At 65.2% G+C, this 20,246-nt stretch carries 20 protein-coding genes; 11 read left to right on the forward strand and 9 right to left on the reverse strand.

Translation table 11 applies throughout. From position 1 onward, the window contains the following. The first annotated feature begins 3 nt into the window (after positions 1-3). Positions 4-1,710: an ABC transporter ATP-binding protein gene (locus tag ACETK3_RS00470; RefSeq protein ID WP_306967675.1), complete on the forward strand. Its 1,707-nt coding sequence runs from the start codon at positions 4-6 to the stop codon at positions 1,708-1,710. Positions 1,711-1,771: 61 nt separating this feature from the next. Here ACETK3_RS00470 and ACETK3_RS00475 read toward each other — a convergent pair whose 3' ends face one another. After that, positions 1,772-2,707, reverse strand: a complete 936-nt coding sequence (locus tag ACETK3_RS00475; RefSeq protein WP_237428573.1) for an SGNH/GDSL hydrolase family protein — start codon at positions 2,705-2,707, stop codon at positions 1,772-1,774. A gap of 232 nt (positions 2,708-2,939) precedes the next feature. On the opposite strand from ACETK3_RS00475, the gene typA reads away from it, so the two are divergent. Then, positions 2,940-4,868: a translational GTPase TypA gene (typA, locus tag ACETK3_RS00480; protein ID WP_373992347.1), complete on the forward strand. Its 1,929-nt coding sequence runs from the start codon at positions 2,940-2,942 to the stop codon at positions 4,866-4,868. A 79-nt stretch (positions 4,869-4,947) separates the two neighbouring features. On the opposite strand, the gene ACETK3_RS00485 is transcribed toward typA, so the two are convergent. Next, entirely contained in the window at positions 4,948-5,190 is a 243-nt protein-coding gene (locus tag ACETK3_RS00485; RefSeq protein ID WP_236798998.1) for a hypothetical protein, read from the reverse strand. Positions 5,191-5,327: 137 nt separating this feature from the next. Between ACETK3_RS00485 and fdxA the strand changes: the two genes are divergently transcribed. The 3 genes from fdxA to ACETK3_RS00500 all read left to right on the forward strand — a co-directional run bounded on the left by fdxA (position 5,328) and on the right by ACETK3_RS00500 (position 8,341). After that, a complete protein-coding gene (gene fdxA, locus ACETK3_RS00490; RefSeq protein ID WP_013601705.1) occupies positions 5,328-5,654 on the forward strand; it encodes a ferredoxin in 327 nt (108 codons plus the stop codon). 14 nt (positions 5,655-5,668) lie between these two features. After that, entirely contained in the window at positions 5,669-6,829 is a 1,161-nt protein-coding gene (gene dapC, locus ACETK3_RS00495) for a succinyldiaminopimelate transaminase (protein WP_306967671.1), read from the forward strand. A gap of 225 nt (positions 6,830-7,054) precedes the next feature. Continuing rightward, positions 7,055-8,341: a citrate synthase gene (locus tag ACETK3_RS00500; protein WP_056334606.1), complete on the forward strand. Its 1,287-nt coding sequence runs from the start codon at positions 7,055-7,057 to the stop codon at positions 8,339-8,341. Positions 8,342-8,534: 193 nt separating this feature from the next. Here the strand turns inward: ACETK3_RS00500 and galE are convergent, their stop codons facing one another. Beyond that, positions 8,535-9,548, reverse strand: coding sequence for a UDP-glucose 4-epimerase GalE (gene galE, locus ACETK3_RS00505; protein ID WP_236798997.1), 1,014 nt, complete (start codon positions 9,546-9,548; stop codon positions 8,535-8,537). A gap of 99 nt (positions 9,549-9,647) precedes the next feature. On the opposite strand from galE, the gene ACETK3_RS00510 reads away from it, so the two are divergent. Further along, the gene (locus ACETK3_RS00510) at positions 9,648-10,256 is read left to right on the forward strand and encodes a TetR/AcrR family transcriptional regulator (protein WP_306967669.1); all 609 of its coding nucleotides are present in this window, start codon (positions 9,648-9,650) and stop codon (positions 10,254-10,256) included. A gap of 103 nt (positions 10,257-10,359) precedes the next feature. After that, entirely contained in the window at positions 10,360-10,971 is a 612-nt protein-coding gene (locus ACETK3_RS00515; protein WP_236798995.1) for a hypothetical protein, read from the forward strand. Positions 10,972-10,999: 28 nt separating this feature from the next. Here ACETK3_RS00515 and ACETK3_RS00520 read toward each other — a convergent pair whose 3' ends face one another. Together ACETK3_RS00520 and dapD are read right to left on the reverse strand one after the other, a co-directional pair. After that, the gene (locus ACETK3_RS00520) at positions 11,000-11,872 is read right to left on the reverse strand and encodes a hypothetical protein (protein WP_306967667.1); all 873 of its coding nucleotides are present in this window, start codon (positions 11,870-11,872) and stop codon (positions 11,000-11,002) included. 7 nt (positions 11,873-11,879) lie between these two features. After that, positions 11,880-12,908 carry a 2,3,4,5-tetrahydropyridine-2,6-dicarboxylate N-succinyltransferase gene (dapD, locus tag ACETK3_RS00525; RefSeq protein WP_306967666.1) on the reverse strand — a complete coding sequence of 343 codons (1,029 nt, stop codon included), beginning with the start codon at positions 12,906-12,908 and terminating at the stop codon, positions 11,880-11,882. A 51-nt stretch (positions 12,909-12,959) separates the two neighbouring features. Between dapD and dapE the strand changes: the two genes are divergently transcribed. Next, positions 12,960-14,096 (forward strand): succinyl-diaminopimelate desuccinylase, encoded by a 1,137-nt coding sequence (gene dapE, locus ACETK3_RS00530; protein ID WP_306967665.1) that lies wholly within the window; start codon positions 12,960-12,962, stop codon positions 14,094-14,096. A 73-nt stretch (positions 14,097-14,169) separates the two neighbouring features. On the opposite strand, the gene ACETK3_RS00535 is transcribed toward dapE, so the two are convergent. The 4 genes from ACETK3_RS00535 to ACETK3_RS00550 all read right to left on the reverse strand — a co-directional run bounded on the left by ACETK3_RS00535 (position 14,170) and on the right by ACETK3_RS00550 (position 17,451). Next, entirely contained in the window at positions 14,170-15,009 is an 840-nt protein-coding gene (locus ACETK3_RS00535) for an amino acid ABC transporter permease (RefSeq protein WP_306967663.1), read from the reverse strand. Continuing rightward, on the reverse strand, positions 15,006-15,656 hold the full coding sequence (locus tag ACETK3_RS00540; RefSeq protein WP_236798990.1) for an amino acid ABC transporter permease: 651 nt from the start codon (positions 15,654-15,656) through the stop codon (positions 15,006-15,008). The genes ACETK3_RS00535 and ACETK3_RS00540 overlap by 4 nt, the downstream gene beginning before the upstream one ends. Before the next feature lie 81 nt (positions 15,657-15,737). Beyond that, on the reverse strand, positions 15,738-16,625 hold the full coding sequence (locus tag ACETK3_RS00545; RefSeq protein WP_236798989.1) for a glutamate ABC transporter substrate-binding protein: 888 nt from the start codon (positions 16,623-16,625) through the stop codon (positions 15,738-15,740). 70 nt (positions 16,626-16,695) lie between these two features. Beyond that, positions 16,696-17,451, reverse strand: coding sequence for an amino acid ABC transporter ATP-binding protein (locus tag ACETK3_RS00550; protein ID WP_236798988.1), 756 nt, complete (start codon positions 17,449-17,451; stop codon positions 16,696-16,698). A 104-nt stretch (positions 17,452-17,555) separates the two neighbouring features. On the opposite strand from ACETK3_RS00550, the gene ACETK3_RS00555 reads away from it, so the two are divergent. From ACETK3_RS00555 to ACETK3_RS00565, 3 genes are read left to right on the forward strand one after another with little or no spacing between them, the layout of a single operon-like run. Beyond that, a complete protein-coding gene (locus ACETK3_RS00555; protein ID WP_236798987.1) occupies positions 17,556-18,338 on the forward strand; it encodes a TIGR00730 family Rossman fold protein in 783 nt (260 codons plus the stop codon). Positions 18,339-18,381: 43 nt separating this feature from the next. After that, positions 18,382-18,855 (forward strand): DivIVA domain-containing protein, encoded by a 474-nt coding sequence (locus tag ACETK3_RS00560; protein ID WP_306967658.1) that lies wholly within the window; start codon positions 18,382-18,384, stop codon positions 18,853-18,855. Beyond that, on the forward strand, positions 18,852-20,108 hold the full coding sequence (locus tag ACETK3_RS00565) for a hypothetical protein (RefSeq protein WP_373992348.1): 1,257 nt from the start codon (positions 18,852-18,854) through the stop codon (positions 20,106-20,108). The genes ACETK3_RS00560 and ACETK3_RS00565 overlap by 4 nt, the downstream gene beginning before the upstream one ends. Positions 20,109-20,246: the final 138 nt, after the last annotated feature.

Raw genomic sequence — 20,246 nt, forward strand, 5'->3', positions numbered from 1 at the left:
GAGATGACAACTCCAGACGTCCGCATTGATGAGGCCGAAACCACCGGCGTCAGGCCGCTGCTCGAAATCCGTGACCTCGCCATTACCTTCAAGACCGGCGGCGGTGAGGTCCAGGCCGTGCGGAACGCGCACCTGACCATCATGCCGGGCGAAACGGTGGCAATCGTGGGGGAGTCGGGGTCCGGCAAATCCACCACGGCGCTGGCGGCCATTGGCCTCCTGCCCAACAACGGCAGGGTGTCCGGCGGCCAAGTCCTGCTCGACGGCGAGGACATTGCCCATGCCACCGAGCAGCGCATGATCGAGCTGCGCGGCAACACCATCGGCATGGTTCCGCAGGACCCCATGTCCAACCTGAACCCGGTGTGGAAGATCGGCTACCAGGTCCGGGAAACACTGAAGGCAAACGGCCGCCCCAGCGGGCCGGACGATATCGCCAAGGTGCTCTCCGAAGCGGGGCTGCCCGACGCGAAGCGCCGTGCCAACCAGTACCCGCACGAGTTCTCCGGCGGCATGCGCCAGCGCGCGCTGATCGCCATTGGCCTCTCCTGCCAGCCCCGCCTGCTGATTGCGGACGAGCCGACGTCGGCCCTCGACGTCACCGTCCAGCGGCAGATCCTGGACCACCTGGAGACGATGACCAACGAACTGGGAACCTCGGTGCTGCTGATCACCCACGACCTGGGCCTGGCAGCCGAGCGGGCAGACAAAGTGGTGGTCATGTACCAGGGCCGCGTGGTTGAAGCCGGTCCGTCGCTGGAACTGCTCCGCAACCCGCAGCACCCGTACACCAAGCGGCTCGTAGAGTCCGCGCCGTCCCTGGCCAGCCGCCGTATCCAGGCTGCCAAGGAGCAGGGCGTGGAGACTGCGGACCTGCTGGCGCCGGCGGCCGAGACGGCCAAGTCGGACACCTTCCTGCAGATCCAGGACCTGCGCAAGGTCTACAAGCTCCGCCAGGGGCTGGGCAAGGCGACGGACTTCGCGGCGGTGGACGGCGTGAGCTTCGACGTCAGGCGGGGAACCACGACGGCGATTGTGGGGGAGTCGGGCTCCGGCAAGTCCACGGTGGCCAAGATGGTGCTCCAGCTGGAAAAGCCCACGGAAGGCAGGATCCTGTTCGACGGCGTCGACACCTCGGCCCTGAAGCCTGCCGAACTGTTCAAGTTCCGCAGGCGCGTCCAGCCCATCTTCCAGGATCCGTACGGCTCCCTCGATCCGATGTACAACATCTACCGCACCATTGAAGAACCGCTTCGGGTGCACAAGATCGGGGACCAGGCCAGCCGGGAAAAGAAGGTGCGGACGCTGCTGGACCAGGTGGCCCTGCCCCAGTCCGCCATGCAGCGGTACCCGAACGAGCTGTCAGGCGGGCAGCGGCAGCGTGTTGCCATCGCGCGCGCACTGGCGCTTGACCCCGAGGTCATCATCTGTGACGAGGCAGTTTCCGCCCTGGACGTACTGGTGCAGGCGCAGGTGCTGAATCTGCTGGCTGACCTGCAGGTCAACCTCGGCCTGACCTACCTGTTCATCACCCACGACCTTGCCGTCGTGCGGCAGATCGCGGACCACGTGTGCGTGATGGAGAAGGGCCGGCTTGTCGAGACCGGGTCCACGGACGAGGTTTTCGAGTCGCCCCAGCAGGACTACACGAAGGCCCTGCTCAATGCGATCCCCGGCGCGAAGCTGATGCTTCCGCCCGAGGTGGCATAACCGTGGCGTAGCGGGGAAGCCCCATGTCAACGGCTGGAGCCGGGACCTTCGGGTTCCGGCTTCAGCCGTTTGTGCCGTTCGCTCCCGTAGCTGCCAGCGACGGCCCGCCACCCGGCGCGGCGGGAACACCGAGTTCACGCAAGCGGCGCTCCAGGACCCCGCCAAGCTGCTTCCGGCCTTCGGCATCCATATGGACGGCGTCGGCCAGGTGCTGGGTCAGGTTGTATTTGGTCAGCCAGTCGCCGGCGCTCACGAACGTGACCTGCTGCCGGGCTGCGATCCCCGCCAGCAGTGCATCCACCTGGCTTCGCCGGCCGCCGCCGTTTTGGGCTCCGCGGGCAAGGGTGCCCACCACGACGATCCGCGTGTCGGGGTATCTGGCTTTCAGTGCGTCGATGAGCCGGTTGGCGTTGGCACTGATCTGCGCGTCAGAGGCGCCCCGGGCAGCGTCGTTGCCGCCGCCTTCAATCACGATCAGGCCGGGTGCTCCGGCCGGCATCAGCCAGTCGCCGTGTTCAAGGGCATCGATGTAGTTGCCCACCTTGCCGTTGGCAGCGGTGAACCCCGTGCCGCCGTAACCGCAGAAGTGGACGCTGTAACCCAGGCCTGCCAGGGCCCTGCGAGGCCAGCTGTCGTCGGGGACGGACTGGGAGTCGCCAATCAGCACGGCAGTGCTTCTGGCATTTGCCACCACAACCTCGTTGCGCTTAAACACCGGGTTGCGGTAAATCTCGCCAGGGAACAGCGCAGGGCGGTTAAGTACCGTTGACAGGTCGACGTTTGAGGCGAATCCCGTCGCACTGGGTTGGCCAACGGCGCTGGCCCGGAGCAGCGCGGACGGAAGGTACCCCTCCACGGGCGACGCCTGACCAGGAGCCACATCCACCTGCTGACCGGGCGCCGCAAGGACCAGCCCCGCGGCAAGTGCCAGCACCGCAGCGCGCGTGAGCACACGCGCGGGACGGGGGGATTCTTTGCGGGGCGATGGGCTGCTCATCAACAGCAATAATGGGGCATTGGCGGGTATTTATCCAGTGAGTGTGACCTGGCGATCAGGGGTGATTCCGGGTTGCGTGCGGCAGCGGCGCCGCCGCCCGGATTTAGGCCATCACTTGCCGCAGCGTTTAGACTGGAAGTAGTCGCCCTGTGTTAAGGGCCAAGTCCGTCGTGCGTTCCAGTTGGAAATGTCGCGATACAACAGCTGACTCCACTGAATCGAGCCATTACGCATGTCTGAAACCACCACCAACACCGCGGTAGCCACTGCATCGCGCAGTGACCTGCGCAACGTCGCGATTGTGGCCCACGTTGACCACGGCAAGACCACTTTGGTCGATGCCATGCTCAAGCAGACCAATTCCTTTGCCGAGCACAACCACCTCGAAGACCGCGTGATGGACTCCGGTGACCTTGAGCGCGAAAAGGGCATCACCATCCTCGCCAAGAACACCACGGTGGCCTACAACGGGCCGTCCTCCAATGGCGAGACCATCACCATCAACGTCATCGACACCCCGGGCCACGCCGACTTCGGCGGTGAGGTGGAGCGCGGCCTGTCCATGGTCGACGGCGTCGTCCTCCTCGTTGACGCATCCGAGGGTCCGCTTCCGCAGACCCGCTTCGTCCTCCGCAAGGCCCTGGCCGCCCACCTGCCTGTCATCCTGCTGGTCAACAAGACCGACCGTCCCGATGCCCGCATCGAGGAAGTCGTCCACGAGTCCATGGACCTGCTCCTGGGCCTGGCCTCAGACCTCGCGGACGAAGTGCCCGACCTGGACCTGGACAAGATCCTCGAAGTTCCCGTCGTTTACGCTGCAGCCAAGGTTGGCCGCGCCTCCCTCGAACAGCCCGCTGACGGCACCGCCCCGGAGAACGAAGACCTCGAGCCGCTCTTCAAGACCATCGTGGAGCACATCCCGGCTCCTACGTACAACCCCGAGGGTGTCCTGCAGGCACACGTGACCAACCTGGACGCTTCCCCGTTCCTGGGCCGCCTTGCCCTGCTGCGCATCTACAACGGCACCCTCCGCAAGGGCCAGCAGGTTGCCTGGGCCCGCCAGAACGGTGAGCTGAAGACCGTCAAGATCACCGAACTGCTCGCCACCAAGGCGCTGGAGCGCGTTCCCGCCGAGTCCGCGGGCCCCGGCGAGATCGTCGCCGTCGCCGGCATCGAGGACATCACCATTGGTGAAACCCTCACCGACGTCGAGAACCCGCAGCCGCTGCCGCTGATCACCGTGGATGACCCCGCGATCTCCATGACCATCGGTATCAACACCTCCCCGCTGGCGGGCAAGGTCAAGGGTGCCAAGGTTACCGCCCGCCAGGTGAAGGACCGCCTGGACAAGGAACTGATCGGTAACGTCTCCATCAAGGTGCTTCCCACCGAGCGTCCCGACGCCTGGGAAGTCCAGGGCCGTGGCGAGCTGGCGCTGGCCATCCTGGTTGAGCAGATGCGCCGCGAAGGCTTCGAGCTGACCGTGGGCAAGCCGCAGGTTGTCACCAAGACCATCGATGGCAAGATCCATGAGCCCATGGAGCACATGACCATCGACGTACCCGAGGAATACCTTGGCGCCGTCACGCAGCTCATGGCAGCCCGCAAGGGCCGCATGACCAACATGGCCAACCACGGCACCGGCTGGTGCCGGATGGAGTTCATCGTTCCGGCCCGTGGCCTGATCGGTTTCCGTACCCGGTTCCTCACCGACACCCGCGGCGCCGGCATCGCAGCCTCCATCTCCGAAGGCTATGAGCCCTGGGCCGGCCCCATCGAGTACCGCACCAACGGCTCCATGATTGCCGACCGCGCCGGCGTGGTCACCCCGTTCGCCATGATCAACCTGCAGGAACGCGGCTCCTTCTTCGTGAAGCCCACCTCCGAGGTGTACGAAGGCATGATCGTCGGCGAGAACTCGCGCGCCGATGACATGGACGTCAACATCACCAAGGAAAAGAAGCTCACCAACATGCGTGCCGCTTCCTCCGACACCTTCGAGAACCTGGCCCCGCCGCGGGAACTCACCCTCGAAGAGTCGCTGGAGTTCGCCCGCGAGGACGAGTGCGTCGAGGTAACCCCGGAGGCCATCCGGATCCGCAAGGTGATCCTGGACACCAACGAGCGCGCCAAGGCCAACCGCGCCCGCGCCAAGGCCTAGCAAGGCAAGGAAAGCCGGAACGGCAGGCGGGGACCCCGCCGTCGTTCCGGCTTTTTCTTTTCCCTCTGCCGGGGGCGGTTTAGCGTGCAGCCGGGCGGCGCCGCGGGGGAGCCGGCGGGACTTGCTTGGCTGCCACAACGCGCTCAAGGGGAATGACGACGTCGGCCTGCCGGGTGCGGACGGTGCAGGAACCGGCGTCGCAACCCAGCAGGTGTCCCAGGGCGTCCGTGAGGCCGCCCTCGATTTGGTAGCGCACCACCACCCGGGTTCCCGGCTCAGCCGAGGCAAGGAAACGCGCTGGCGCAGGTACTGGCTGACTCACCAGTTCATACTAGGGGGCCCGGCTAGGTTCGCGGGAATGGGCTGGGAGATAATAGGCTCAGATGTCAGACTCCGGCTGTGCCGCCGGATGCAAGAGCCGGCGGGACGCCGGAACCCCAACGTGGAGAGGCCAGGGACGTGACGTACGTAATCGCGCAGCCGTGTGTGGATGTCAAGGACAAGGCATGTATTGAAGAATGCCCCGTCGACTGCATCTATGAAGGCGAGCGTTCGCTGTACATCCATCCGGATGAGTGCGTCGACTGTGGAGCCTGCGAACCGGTGTGCCCGGTTGAGGCCATTTACTACGAGGACGACACCCCGGAGGAGTGGGCCGACTACTACAAGGCCAACGTGGAGTTCTTCGATGACCTCGGCTCCCCGGGCGGCGCAGCCAAGATCGGCAACACCGGCAAGGACCACCCGATGATCGCAGCCCTGCCCCCGCAGAACCAAGACCACTAAAGCGGACGGACATCGTGACCGCAGCAGTTAATTCGTTTGGCCTGGACCTGCCCGACTACCCCTGGGAGGCCATGGCACCGTATGTGGCGAAGGCGTCTGAGCATCCGGGTGGAGCCGTCAACCTCTCAATCGGGACGCCGGTGGATCCGACGCCGCAGCTGGTGCAGGATGCCCTGAAGGCCGCCGCCAACGCACCCGGCTACCCCACGGTCCATGGGACTCCGGCGCTGCGGGAGGCCATCGCTGCCTGGTTCGAACGGCGGCGCGGTGTGCCAGGCCTCGATCCGCGCAACATCATGCCCACGGTGGGCTCCAAGGAACTCGTTGCGTGGCTGCCGCTGCTGCTTGGCCTTAAGCCCGGAGACGTCGTCGTACGTCCCAAGGTGGCTTACCCCACGTACGATATCGGCGCAACACTCGCCGGGGTCACATCCGTGGCAACGGACAACCTGGACGAACTGGACGAGGCCACCCGCGCGCGGGTCCGGCTCATCTGGGTCAACTCGCCCGGCAACCCCACCGGCAGCGTGCGGGACGCAGACTCCCTGAAGGCGCTGGTGGTCCAGGCCCGCGAACTGGGTGCCGTTGTGGCGTCGGACGAATGCTATGCGGAGCTCGGTTGGGGCGACTGGGACGTCCAGCGCGGGGGCCAGCGGGTCCCCAGCATCCTCGATCCCCGCGTGGCGGGCGGCTCGCACCAGGGCCTGCTCGCCGTCTACTCGCTCAGCAAGCAGTCCAACCTGGCCGGTTACAGGGCGGCGTTCGTCGCCGGTGATCCGGACCTGATGCCCAACCTGGTCAACAGCCGCAAGCATGCAGGCATGATCGTGCCCTACCCCATCCAGGAAGCCATGCGGGTGGCGCTGGGCGACGACACCCACGTTGAGGCGCAAAAGGAGCTGTACCGGGGCCGGCGCGAACGCCTGCTGCCGGCGCTGCTGGACTTCGGCCTGGAGATCAAGGAATCCGACGCCGGCCTGTACCTCTGGTCGACGGCAGGGGAGGACACCTGGGAGACCGTTTCCCGACTGGCTGGGCGGGGCATCGTGGTGGGACCAGGGGTCTTTTACGGCGACGCCGGCAACGGCTACGTCCGTGTTGCCTTGACGGGGTCGGATGAACGGATCGATGCAGCGGTAGCCCGGCTGGCCGAAGCTAGCTCCCAGGGTACGTAATATTCGTGTGACTCGCCCCACATGTGGTGTGTTTTAGGCCGCAGGGGCGGGCCCCGGATTAGTGACACCCGCCAAGGAGCGGTACTTTTTAACTGATCAATGGTGGCTTTCTACAAGAAGGCAGCCCGGGTGTTGGAACCTGTCTCTTCAGGCTTCGTGCACGGCTCACCTGATGTTGGATCAAGCTTTCGACAGAGGCCAAAGACGCCTCATGAAGGGGACTCCATGACTGAGACCAACAATGCTGCGACCCTGCTCCACGCAGGTGGCGAGCTGAAGCTCCCGCGCATCCAGGTTGTTGAAGGGAACGAAGGTTACGACGTCTCCAAGCTGCTGAAGCAGACCGGAGCCGTTACCTTTGACCCCGGCTTCATGAACACCGCAGCAACCACGTCCGCCATCACCTACATCGATGGCGATGCAGGCATCCTGCGCTACCGCGGATACCCCATCGAGCAGCTGGCACAGCATTCCAGCTTCCTGGAGGTGTCCTACCTGCTGATCTACGGCAACCTGCCCACGCCCACTGAGCTGGACGAGTTCGACCAGAAGATCCGCCGCCACACCCTGCTGCACGAGGAGCTCAAGGGCTTCTTCGGCGGCTTCCCCCGCGACGCGCACCCCATGCCGGTGCTGTCCTCGGCCGTGTCCGCGCTGTCCACGTTCTACCAGGACTCGCTGGACCCGTTCAACGCCGAACAGGTGGAGGTCTCCACCATCCGCCTCATGGCCAAGCTGCCGGTCATCGCCGCGTACGCGCACAAGAAGTCCATCGGCCAGCCCATGCTCTACCCGGACAACTCCATGAACCTGGTGGAGAACTTCCTGCGCCTGAGCTTCGGCCTGCCGGCCGAGCAGTACGAGCTTGACCCGGTCATCGTCAAGGCACTGGACCTGCTCCTCATCCTGCATGCTGACCACGAGCAGAACTGCTCCACCTCCACCGTGCGCCTGGTGGGCTCCTCCAACGCCAACCTGTTCGCCTCCGTCTCCGCCGGCATTAACGCCCTCTTCGGCCCTGCCCACGGCGGCGCCAACGAGGCCGTCCTGAAGATGCTCCGGCAGATCCAGGCCGAGGGCCTCAAGCCTGAGGATTACATGGAGAAGGTCAAGAACAAGGAAGACGGCGTCCGCCTCATGGGCTTCGGGCACCGCGTCTACAAGAATTACGATCCGCGCGCCAAGATCGTCAAGGCCACGGCCCACGAGATCCTGAGCAAGCTCGGCGGCAACGACGAACTGCTGGACATCGCCATGCGCCTGGAAGAGAAGGCACTCAGCGATGACTACTTCATCCAGCGCAAGCTCTACCCCAACGTGGACTTCTACACCGGCCTGATCTACAAGGCCATGGGATTCCCTGAAAAGATGTTCACCGTCCTGTTCGCCATCGGCCGCCTGCCGGGCTGGATTGCCCAGTGGCGCGAAATGATCAGCGATCCGAACACCAAGATTGGACGCCCGCGCCAGCTGTACATCGGCGAGCCCGAGCGCGACTACCCGGCCCGCTGATCTCCGCCGGAACTAACGACGACGGCCGCCCACCTTCCGAAGGTGGGCGGCCGTTGCGCGTTAATCACCATCCATTGCTCCGTAACTGTCGTTTTGGGGCACCAAAACGACAAGTACGCGGCAATCGACGGGGATGGCCCGGGCCCGAGCTTGCGAGGGCAGGGAGCCGGTGGGGAGCAATCGACGGGGATGGTCAGGAGGCGTAGCCCTGGGGGTTGTTCTTCTGCCAGCGCCAGTGGTCCTCGCACATCTGGTCCACGGTCTTGGTGGTGGACCAGCTCAGGTCCGCCAGCGCGGAGGTAGCGTCGGCCCAGAAGGCAGGAAGGTCTCCAGCACGGCGTCCGGTGATCTCGTAGGGGATGGGCTTGCCCACGGCCTTCTCGAAGGACCGCAGGACCTCCAGGACGGAGGAGCCCTTGCCGGAGCCCAGGTTCCAGCGGAAGACGCCGGTACGCCCTGCGATGTGGTTCAGCGCGGCGACGTGGCCCTCGGCGAGGTCCACCACATGGATGTAGTCGCGCAGGCACGTTCCGTCCGGAGTGTCGTAGTCGCCGCCGAACACCATGAGCTTCTCGCGGCGGCCCACGGCCACCTGGGCAATGAACGGGACCAGGTTGTTGGGGATGCCCTGGGGGTCTTCGCCGATGCGCCCTGACGGGTGCGCGCCCACGGGGTTGAAGTAGCGCAGCAGTGCTATGTGCCAGCGCGAGTCGGCGGCGCCGAGGTCGGAGAGGATGTCCTCGATCTGTTCCTTGGTGCGCCCGTAGGGGTTGTTGGCGCCGATCTCCATCTTTTCCACGTAGGGTATGGGATTGTGCTCCCCATAGACGGTGGCCGAGGAGCTGAAGACGATAGACCGGACATCGTGCCTGTCCATGACGCGGATCAGGTTCAGGGTGCCCACCAGGTTGTTGTAGTAGTACTTCAGCGGCTCCTGCACTGACTCCCCGACGGCTTTGAGGCCTGCGAAGTGGATGACGGCGTCGATGCCGCTGCCGGCGAAGACTTTCTCGACGGCGGCCTCGTCCACCAGGTCAACGTGGTGGAACTCGGCGGGCTTGCCGCTGAGTTCTGCCACCCGCCGCAGCGATTCCTCGCTGGAATTGACCAGGTTGTCGATGACGACCACGTCGTGGCCGGCTTCCTGCAGGGAAAGAACAGTGTGGGAACCGATGTAGCCGGTGCCCCCGGTAACCAAGATTTTCATGCCTCAACGCTATCCCACGCGGACCGCTCGCCGCCGCAGCGTTCCGGATGCCGGGCGGCCGGGTGCCTTGATGGAAGCACATGTGTGCTAATAAGGATAGTGCCCAAAATAGTTGACGCCGACGCCAGGCGGCAGGATGTTGTCCAGGCGGTTCTCCGCATTATCGCCGTCGACGGGCTGGAGCGTGCTTCGCTGCGGGAGGTGGCGGATGAAGCCGGGCTGGCGGTTGGTTCTGTCCGGCACTACTTCCAGGGGAGCGAGGAGCTGCTGGCCTTCTCCTTCGGCACGGTGGTTGACCGGGTCGTTTCCCGGTTGGAGGGACTCCTGCCGCCGGTGCGGGACGCGGCCGCCGGCAGCCCTGAGCAGCGCGGCGCTGTTTTAACCCTCCTGGGCGGCGTCCTTCCCCTGGACGAGGAAACAGCCGTGGACGCCTGCGCCTGGCTGGCTTTCAAGAACGCCGCTCGGATCAGGCCCTTCCTTGCGGCCGAAGCGGACCGGAGCCACCGTGAAGTGGCGGCCATCGTGGGCGGCGTGGTGGCCTCGCTGCTCCCGCATGACGAACCGCAGGAGAACCTGGTGGTCGAGGCCGAACGGCTCCTGGCCACACTGGACGGTCTGTGCATGCATGCCCTGCTGCAACCCGCGTGGATGACCGCGCAGATGTGCCGCGACGTCCTGGAGCGGCACCTGGACGGGCTGGTCCGTTAAATGGCCTGCACTTCCGTGAATTGGCTGCGGGAATAGACTGATAGCCGGGTGCGCGGGAGCTGTCATGGCGCCCCGGCAGAAGCAGGCCAGGGAAGGACTTCGGATGCAGCACGCAAGCGGTTCAGGGTGGCAGATCACAACGGACACGTCCGGGCCGATGATGATTGCGCTCTACGTCCGGGACGCGGCCGGCCTGAACGGCGTGGGCCGCCCCATGCTGTCCCATGCAACGCCCAAAATCCGCCCGGCCGACCACAGGCACCTGACTTCAGACGTGGGCGGCCTCAGCGCACTGAAGACCGAATGGGAGGCCTGGTGGGAACAGCTGCTCAAGGCCTATCCGCAGGCGTCGCCCGAACTATCGCCGCCCAGCTTCGAAGCCTTCGGCAACTCTCCGGCCCTTCAGCGGGTACTGCAGGCACATTTTGGTTCCGCGCTCACCTGGGCCAGGGAGCGCAGAAGCGAATATGCCGAGCTTGAAGCCGAACGCGTTGCCACGGGAACCGACCAGCTGCTCCAGGACATGGTGGACGACAGGCTGATGGAAGTGGGGCGGGATTCGCGGGACTTCAAGCTGACCATTATCGAACTGCCGCTGGATGAGCAGCGGGCCTGGTACCTTGAGCCCGACAAGATCATCATGAGCCAGGAACTGATGAGCCAGCCTGAACTGTTCCGCAGCTACGTCCAACCGGTGCTGGAAATCCTGGTCTAGCCCCCAGGCGGGAGGCCGACGGCGGCACTCAGCTGCCGCCGTCGGCCGTCCGCACCGTGATGCGCACCTGGCCGTCAGGGGAACCCGTGACCTGCCAGCCGTCGCCACTGGCACGCTGCCAGGTGTGCCCCTCCGCTTCGACCCGCACCACGGACAAGTCCTTGGCGTTGGCAACTGCCCACTGGGCCACGGACCAGGCCAGCGCCCCCTGGGCGTCCACCACCAGGGTGGAACCATCCACCCGGCTGTCAACGCCACCGTAGGCCTGGTCAAGTTCGGTGGCCACCGATGCGGAATTTCCGCCCGCGGTGGGGGAGCGGAGTGTGCACTGGACTCCGGCCGGAGTCTGTCCGGTGAGCCCCGACGCGAACGCCCGTCCCATCTCTTCATGCTGCGCGTACGCCTTGGGGTAGGCGGACCGCTGGACCTGCTGGGCTGCGTCGGTGATGTCCAACGTCTCGTAGCCGGGAATCTTCACCAGGGCGTCGTAGAACGCATTGACGGCGTAGTAAGGGTCCATGATTTGCGCCTCGGTGCCCCAGCCCTGGGACGGCCGCTGCTGGAAGAGCCCGCGTGAGTCCGGTCCGGCTTGGTCGCCATGGCCGATGTTGCGCAGCTTCGACTCCTGCATGGCCGTGGCCAGGGCGATGGTGGCGGCACGCGGGGGAAGGCCCCGCCGGACAGCCGCTGCGGTGATTAAAGCCGCATTGGCCGCCTGGTCAGGCGCCAGCTCCCCGCTCCGGCCCGCGGCCTTGGCTGTGCAGCGTTCCGAAACGAGGGTCTCGGAACGCTGCACAAAGTACACCGCCGTATAAATGCCTCCCGCTACCAGCGCGAGGGTGAGGAGCAGCACCGCCAGGCGGCGCAGGCCGCGCCTGCGCGCCACAGACAGAGGTGCCATGAAGGAACTAGTTGGCGTGCAGGGCGTCGTTCAGTTCAACTGTCTGGCCCTTGCGGGGCAGGGCTTCAACCGCACCGGTGGTGGAGTTGCGGCGGAACAGGAGGTTGGGAACGCCGGAGAGTTCGGCAGCCTTGACGATCTTGGTGGTGTCCTCGCCCACCTCGTCCTTGGGCCCGGGAACGCGGACCCGGGTGCCTGCCGTGACGTAGAGGCCTGCCTCCACCACCGAATCGTCACCGATGCTGATGCCCACGCCGGAGTTCGCGCCGAGCAGGACGCGCTCGCCGATGGTGATCTTTTCCTTGCCGCCGCCGGAGAGGGTGCCCATGATGGAGGCGCCGCCGCCCACGTCGCTGCCGTCGCCGGCCACTACTCCTGCGGAAATGCGTCCCTCCACCATGGAGGTGCCCAGCGTGCCGGCGTTGAAGTTCACGAAGCCCTCGTGCATGACCGTGGTGCCGGCGGCGAGGTGCGCACCAAGGCGGACCCGGTCGGCGTCGGCAATGCGAACACCGCTGGGTACCACGTAATCCACCATGCGCGGGAACTTGTCGATGCCGTAGACGGTGACGGCACCACGGCGGCGCAGCTTTGCGCGCGTCAGTTCGAAGCCTTCCACGGCAGCCGGCCCGAAGTTGGTCCACACGACATTGGGGAGCTTGCCGAAGATGCCGTCCAGGTTGATGGTGTTGGGCTGGACCAGACGGTGTGACAGCAGGTGCAGCCGCAGGTAGGCATCAGCGGTGTCTGCGGGGGCCTCATCCAGGTTGATCTGGACGAAGACCACCTTCTGTTCCGTGCCGCGGTCCTCGTCGACGCCGTTCTCCGCGATGCGGGTCAGTGCTTCGTCGGCGTTCTCCACCAAGCGGAGGTCTTCCGCCGCAACACCAAGCGCCGGTGCCGGGAACCAGACGTCCAGGACGGTGGCGTCACCGCCGGCGGTGGCGATGGTGGCCACGCCAAAGCCATAGGCGGAACGGTCATCAGCGGTTGAGGTCAAGGTTTCGGGCACGGCGGAGGAAGCGGTCTCAGTCATGTGCCCCAGTCTATCGAGGGCCGGGCGGGCGGTTCGAACTAGACTGGCTTCGTGACTGCTGAAACCGCCCCTGAACCTGCCCTGTCCGTCCTTGACCTCCGCCAGGATGTGGCGTTGCTGACCGCAGCCCTGATGGACATCAACAGTGTGTCCGGTAATGAAACCCAGCTGGCGGACGCCGTCGAAACCGCTTTGCTGGAGATTCCCCAGCTCAGCGTCGTGCGCGACGGGGACGCGATCATCGCGCGGACGCAACTGGGCCGCCCTGAGCGCGTCATCCTCGCCGGACACCTGGACACCGTCCCGCTGCCGCTCACAGAAGGCTCCAAGGGCACCGTCCCTTCCAGCTGGGAGTCCGGGGTTCCCGGCGAGGGCATCCTGTATGGCCGCGGCGCCACGGACATGAAAGGCGGCGTGGCGGTCCAGCTGGCTTTGGCCGCAGGGATGTTCGACGGCGGCGCCCAGCCCAAGCGGGACGTCACCTTTGTGTTCTACGACCACGAGGAAGTGGAGGCGGTGAAGAGCGGCCTGGGGCGCCTGGTCCGCAACCACGGAGACCTGCTGCAGGGAGACTTCGCCATCCTGCTGGAGCCAACCGACGGCACCGTGGAGGGCGGCTGCAATGGCACCAGTCGGTTCGAGGCCACCACGGCGGGGGAGGCTGCGCATTCGGCCCGCGCCTGGATGGGCAGCAACGCCATCCACGCGGCAGCGCCCATCCTGGCCCGCCTGGCAGCCTACGAACCCCGGACCATCAACGTCGACGGCCTTGACTACCGGGAAAGCCTCAACGCGGTGAAGATCAATGGCGGCACAGCGGGCAATGTGATTCCGGACCGCTGCGTTGTGGAGATCAACTACCGGTTCGCCCCGGACAAGACGCCTGATGAGGCCGAGGCCCACGTCCGGGAACTGCTGGCTGGCTTCGACGTGGTCCGCACCGACGCCGCCGCCGGCGCCCGGCCCGGGCTGAAGCACCCGGCCGCCGCCTCCTTCGTTGCCGCCGTGGGAGCCGCACCCAAGCCCAAATACGGCTGGACCGACGTCGCGCGTTTCAGCGAACTGGGCATCCCGGCGGTCAACTTCGGCCCAGGCGATGCGCTGCTGGCGCACAAGGACAACGAGCACGTGCACGCCGACGCCGTCCGCAAATGCCTTGCCGCCCTGCAGAGCTGGCTGGCGGCCTGAGGGAGCTTAAAGACAAAAGAGGGCCGGAACTCCCGCGGGAGTTCCGGCCCTCTTTTGTCGAAGGCTTCGCGGACTAGGGAGCCGCAGCCTCCAGGACGTCCGGTTCGGCCTTGGCCACACCGCCGGCAGCCTTCTTGGAGCCGCGGCGCTCGATCCACACAGCCAGCCGCGATACGCAAATGTTGATGGCGATGTAGATGGCGGCGGCCACGAAGAAGACGGGGAACAGGTACTGCGGCCCCAGGAAGTCTGCCATGACCTGCACCGCGCGCAGCAGTTCACCGTAGGCCACGATGTAGCCCAGCGAGGTGTCCTTCAGGAGCACCACCATCTGCGCCACGAGCGACGGCATCATGCGGCGGATAGCCTGCGGCAGTTCGATGAGCATGCGGGACTTGTAGCTGGTCAGGCCGATGGCCAGCCCCGCCTCGCGCTGTCCCTTGGGCAGTGACTGGATGCCGGCGCGGATGATCTCCGCGAACACGGCGCCGTTGTAGAGCACCAGGCCGGCGATAACGGCAATGAACGCGGAGGTGCGGAATCCCAGCAGGATGAAGAGCATCATCAGGACCACTGGCATGCCGCGCAGGAATTCCAAAATGATCCGGGTGGGGATCCGGATGACAGCAGCATCCGAGATCCGCAGCAGGCACAGCAGCAGCCCCAGCGGGAATGCGATGACTGCTGCGATGGCGGCTGCGGAAAGAGTGGCACCCAACCCGTTGCCGAGCAGCCGCCACACGTCGGCGCGGGTGAAGATCTGCCAGCGGCGCGCCTCGAAGATTCCCTGCTGCGCGAGGGTCATGACGACCCACGCCAGCAGGCCGAGAATCAACAGGCCGCCGATGATTGAGGCAATCAGGGAGATCCGGCGTGCTTTGGGGCCGGGAACGTCGTACAGAACGGAGCTCATCGGGCAATCGCCACCTTTCGTTCCACCGTGTTGGCGAGGATTCCCAGCGGAACGGTGAGGAGCAGATAGAAGAACGCAGTGCCCAGCAGGACGGTGATGACGGCGTCACCATTGGCGTTGGCCAGTTGCCGACCGTAGCCGAACAGTTCCAGGACGAAGAAGGCACCGGCCACGGAGGAGTTCTTGACCAGGGCGATCAGGATGTTGATCAGCGGTGGGATCACTGTCCGCAGGGCCTGGGGGAGGATGATGAGCGTGAGTACCTGGCCGAACTTCATGCCGATACTGCGCGCGGCCTCCGCCTGGCCCACGGGCACGCTGTTGACACCTGAGCGGACAGCTTCGGCGATGAACGCTGCGGTGTAGGTGCTGAGGGCGATGATCGCGGCGACCTCGAACTGCTCGAACTTGACCCCAAGCCGGGGGAGCACAATGGCTGCGAAGAAGAAGGCGATGGTCAGCGGGGTGTTGCGGAGGATCTCCACGTAGACGGTGCTGAAACCGCGCAGCGCCGCAACCGGGGAAACGCGCGCTGCCGCCAGCAGGGTTCCGAGGATCAACGCGAAGATGCCGGAGACGACGGAGAGGAAAAGTGTGCGGAGAAAACCAGTCCAGTAAAGGGGCAGGTTTTCAATGATGACGTCCATAGGATCCTTCGGCTGTAAGCGTGGACGGATTAAAAGCTGTGCTGCCGGGGCCGCTGTGCAGCCCCGGCAGCTGGACGCTGGTTAGTAGCGGTCGATGGGCGGGAGGCTGGGTGCGGTCTTGATGACCGAACCTGCGGTGGCTTCCCAGGCCTTCTTGTAGGAGCCGTCCTTTTCGAAGGATTCCAGCTGGTCGTTGATCCAGCTGCGGAATTCCTTGTCGCCCTTCTTCAGGCCGATGCCGTAGGGCTCCTTGGTGAAGGTTTCATCGGAGGCCAGCTTGAAGGCGTCCGGTTCCTTGTCAACGAAGCCGGCGAGGATCACGTTGTCAGTGGTGACCGCTTCAACCTGCTTGTTGCGCAGCGGTTCCAGGCACGCGGAGTAGGTGGCGGCCGGAACCAGTTCCGCGCCGTACTTGTCCACGATGGTGGCAGCCGGGGTGGAGCCGGTGACGGAGCAGACCTTCTTGCCCTTGACGTCCTCAGGCTTCTTGATGGTGTCGTTGTCCTTGTTCACCATGAGCGCCTGGCCGGCCTGGTAGTACGGGCCGGCGAAGTCCACAACCTGCTTGCGCTTGTCGCTGATGGTGTACGTGGCGATGACCAGGTCCACCTTGCCCTGCTCGATGAAGGGCTCGCGGTTGGCCGAAACGGTCTCGGACCATTCGATCTTGTCTGCGGGAATGCCCAGCTTGGCGGCGATCAGCTTGCCGATTTCAACGTCGAAACCGACCGGCTTTCCGTCCAGGCCCACCTGGCCGAACAGCGGCTGGTCGAACTTGGTGCCGATCTTGATGGTGCCGGCGGAGGACAGCTTCTCCATGGTGGTGCCGGCAGCGAAGGAAGGCTTTTCGACCGGGCTGGGGTTGCTGGACCCGCCGGAGTCGCCGCCGCCGCAGGCGCTGAGGGACAAGGCGAGGGCAGCGGTAGCCGCCACGACGAAGGACTTCCGCCGGGACATAAATGTCTTCATGACATTCCTTTCATTGATGGCCGTGGGTTTCCGGCCTGGATGCGAACTGAAGTGTGTTGGTTCGGTTGAATCAGTGGGTGAGCAGCTTGGACAGGAAGTCCTTGGCGCGGTCACTCTTCGGGTTGGTGAAGAATTCCTCCGGGGTGTCGTCTTCAACAATCTGGCCGTCTGCCATGAAAACCACGCGGTCGGCGGCCTTGCGGGCGAACCCCATCTCGTGGGTGACCACGATCATGGTCATGCCTTCCTTGGCGAGCTGGACCATGACGTCCAGGACCTCGTTGATCATTTCGGGGTCCAGGGCGGACGTGGGCTCGTCGAACAGCATGACCTTCGGCTTCATTGCCAAAGCGCGGGCAATTGCGACGCGCTGCTGCTGGCCGCCGGAGAGCTGGGCCGGGAGCTTGGGAGCCTGGTGCCCCACGCCTACCCGTTCCAGGAGTGCCATGGCGTCCTTTTCAGCCGCCGCCTTGGAAACGCCCTTGACCTTGATGGGCCCAAGGGTCACGTTTTCAAGGATGGTCTTGTGCGCGAACAGGTTGAACGACTGGAAAACCATTCCGACGTCGGCGCGGAGCTGGGCGAGTTCCTTGCCTTCCTCGGGGAGGACTTTCCCGTCGATGCTGATGGTTCCGCCCTCGATGGTTTCCAGGCGGTTGATGGCCCGGCAGAGGGTGGACTTACCGGAACCGGAGGGCCCGATGACCACAACAACCTCGCCCTTGCGGACCTGGAGGTTGATGTCCTTCAGAACGTGCAGCTGGCCGTAATGCTTATTAACGGCGTTCAGGGAGACGAGAGCATCGCCGGGCACATGAGTAGTCATAGGAAAGAATCTAGCGAACAACGGTGGGTTATGACGCCAATCACCCCAACTTCATGCTGATCGTGATTCAAGAGATACCTGTGGTTGGAGGTTAGCCTAGGGGAATGAGCATCAACGCAGATCCGGCCAAGAATTCCCAGCCGCGCCGTAAGGGGCCCCTTGAGCTGCGCCGCAAGCAGGCGGCAGTGGAAATGTCGGACCAGCATCTGCTTGATACCAAGGGCCCCGGCCAGTTCGTCCACACCGATCCCTGGCGCGTCCTGCGCATCCAGAGCGAGTTCGTGGAAGGCTTCGGGGCGCTCGCGGATATTGGAAAAGCCGTCAGCGTCTTCGGTTCAGCCCGCACCAAACCCGGCAGCATTTACTACGAGATGGGCGTCGAAGTGGGCCGCAAGCTCGCCGAGGCCGGAGTAGCAGTGATCACCGGCGGTGGCCCGGGCTCCATGGAGGCGGCCAACCGGGGGACGGTGGAGGGCAATGGCGTGTCCGTTGGCCTCGGTATCGAGTTGCCGTTCGAGCAGGGCCTGAACCAGTGGGTGGACCTCGGCATTAACTTCCGCTATTTCTTCGCCCGCAAGACCATGTTCGTCAAATACGCGCAGGGCTTCATCGTGCTGCCCGGCGGCCTGGGGACATTGGATGAGCTGTTCGAGGCAATGGTCCTGGTGCAGACCCGGAAGGTGACGTCCTTCCCCATCGTGCTCCTGGGCGTCGATTTCTGGGGACCGATGATCGACTGGATCCGGGGCACGCTGGTGGCCGAGGGAATGGTTTCCGAAAAGGACCTGGACCTCATCCAGCTGGTGGACGACCCCGCGGAAGCCGTGGACCGCGTCCTGCATGGCGCGGTGACTCCTTCCATGAACGGCGAGCAGCGGCCGGAGTAACGTGGCGCAACGGTTCCAGCCGGCGGTCTGGCACGATGGAACCGTGAGCTTCTTCCTCGTTTTCCTCGCCGTCGTGCTGGTGGTGGCGGTCCTTTGGGCCGCCCTGGGCGGGCGTTCCCGCACACCGGGCGGCGCCGGGCTGCCTGCACTCCTGGACGGTGGTTTAGAAGAACCGCCCGCGAACCTTCCGCCGGTGCTCCTTCCCGAGCACGCCGTTCCGGAGGACGTGACGCGGCTGCGTTTCTCGCTGGGCCTGCGCGGCTACCGGATGGACCAGGTGGACCAGGTCCTGGACGAGCTGCGGGACCAGCTGGCCGCAAAGGATGCCGAAATAGCTGAGCTGCGCGGCCGGCTGGAGGCCCCTGAGGAACCTTCTGAGCAGACTTCCGACGGCGGAACCGCCGCTGCTGATGCGGCAGGGCAAGAACCCGGCACAGGAAGCGCCGGAGAGGCTGGCCTCCGGGGCGGCCCCACTCCCGTCCATGAGGATGCAGCCCCGGGGAAGGGCGGCCTGTGAGCACGGTGGACCGCCGCAGCCCGCTGGCATCCGCGGGCAACGCAGCCCACCGTGCGGCTTCCGCCGTCCGCAGCTGGCCCTCCTGGCTCCAGGTGACGGCCCTGTACGCGGCGGCGAGGGTGGTTACCGCGTGCATCTTCATGGCCGCGGCACTCCACCAGGGCCCCAACCCCTGGTTCCCCCCGAAGCCGGACTACTGGAACTTCATCAACATCTGGGATGCCCGCTGGTACGGCCAGGTCATCGCCAACGGCTACCCGTCGGTCCTTCCCACGGACAGTGCCGGCAACGTGCAGGAAAATACGTGGGCCTTCTACCCGCTCTTCCCAGCCCTGGCCGGTGGACTCAGCCGCATCACCGGCCTCAGCCCCGCCGCCTCGCTCACGCTGATCGCCATGCTGGCTGGCTGGGGCGCAGCGCTGGTGGTGTACAAACTGTTCCGGCAGAAGGCCAGCCATGCCACCGCCATGTGGGGTGTTGCGTTCTTCGCGGCCTTCCCCGTTTCCGCCGTCCTCCAGGTCCCCTATGCCGAACCCCTGTCGCTCATGCTGCTCGCGTGGGCCCTGCTGCTGGTGGTGCGCCGGCAGTACCTGTCGGCCATGCCCGTGGTGGTCCTGCTCTGCCTCTCCCGGCCCGTGGGTGTCCCCTTTGCCGCCATGGTGGGGCTGCTCCTGGTCTTCCGGGCCATCGCATTCGTCCGTGCCAGCCCGCAGCGGGGCAGCAATGAAGCAGCCCATTCCGGCCGGGACCTGGCCGCACTGACGGGGCTAACCGCCGTCGCGGGCGTTTCCGCCCTCGCCTGGCCCGCCGTCGCATGGGTGGCCACCGGTGACCCGCAGGCCTATACCAAAACAGAAACCGTGTGGCGTGGCCAGGATCTGGTGCCTTTCAAACCGTGGTTCGACACCGGCGTCGAGCTTTTTGGCCCCGTCCTGGGCGTCCTTGCCCCCGTAGTTTTCGTGGCGCTGTTCGCCGCGATGCTGTTCCTCCCCCCGGTGGTGCGGCTCGGCGTCGAACTGCGGGTGTGGTGCGCCTGCTACATGGGATACCTTCTGGCCTTCCTCCACCCGCAGACCAGTACCTTCAGGATGCTGCTGCCGCTGTTTCCGCTGGCCCTGGGCGCGGCTTTCCTCTCCCGGTCAAGGGCGTACCGGGGGACCGTGGTGGTGATGTTCCTGCTGCTCCAGGTCGTGTGGATCGTGTGGCTGTGGGCGTGGGCGCCGCTGCCCGGCGGAGGGGATTATCCGCCCTAGCAAAACGTGCTTCTGTGCAGGTCAGGACGGGAATAACACGCGCAGGAAAATGTCCATCGATTAGCTACGGGCGGGTAATTCCGCGATAATGATAGGTAAGCAAGGACAAAAGCATTCAGAAAACGCGCAGCCTTGGCG

The sequence above is a fragment of the Arthrobacter sp. E44 genome (genome assembly GCF_041877125.1).
Classification (GTDB): domain Bacteria; phylum Actinomycetota; class Actinomycetes; order Actinomycetales; family Micrococcaceae; genus Arthrobacter.

Coding starts and splice junctions, on each gene's coding strand:
- ACETK3_RS00515 (WP_236798995.1), top strand. CDS start 10,360: ATGCAGCACGCAAGCGGTTCAGGGTGGCAGATCACAACGGACACGTCC.
- ACETK3_RS00540 (WP_236798990.1), bottom strand. CDS start 15,656: ATGGACGTCATCATTGAAAACCTGCCCCTTTACTGGACTGGTTTTCTC.
- ACETK3_RS00555 (WP_236798987.1), top strand. CDS start 17,556: ATGAGCATCAACGCAGATCCGGCCAAGAATTCCCAGCCGCGCCGTAAG.
- ACETK3_RS00500 (WP_056334606.1), top strand. CDS start 7,055: ATGACTGAGACCAACAATGCTGCGACCCTGCTCCACGCAGGTGGCGAG.
- ACETK3_RS00475 (WP_237428573.1), bottom strand. CDS start 2,707: ATGAGCAGCCCATCGCCCCGCAAAGAATCCCCCCGTCCCGCGCGTGTG.
- galE (WP_236798997.1), bottom strand. CDS start 9,548: ATGAAAATCTTGGTTACCGGGGGCACCGGCTACATCGGTTCCCACACT.
- ACETK3_RS00470 (WP_306967675.1), top strand. CDS start 4: ATGACAACTCCAGACGTCCGCATTGATGAGGCCGAAACCACCGGCGTC.
- typA (WP_373992347.1), top strand. CDS start 2,940: ATGTCTGAAACCACCACCAACACCGCGGTAGCCACTGCATCGCGCAGT.
- ACETK3_RS00520 (WP_306967667.1), bottom strand. CDS start 11,872: ATGGCACCTCTGTCTGTGGCGCGCAGGCGCGGCCTGCGCCGCCTGGCG.
- dapD (WP_306967666.1), bottom strand. CDS start 12,908: ATGACTGAGACCGCTTCCTCCGCCGTGCCCGAAACCTTGACCTCAACC.
- ACETK3_RS00535 (WP_306967663.1), bottom strand. CDS start 15,009: ATGAGCTCCGTTCTGTACGACGTTCCCGGCCCCAAAGCACGCCGGATC.
- ACETK3_RS00545 (WP_236798989.1), bottom strand. CDS start 16,625: ATGAAGACATTTATGTCCCGGCGGAAGTCCTTCGTCGTGGCGGCTACC.
- ACETK3_RS00550 (WP_236798988.1), bottom strand. CDS start 17,451: ATGACTACTCATGTGCCCGGCGATGCTCTCGTCTCCCTGAACGCCGTT.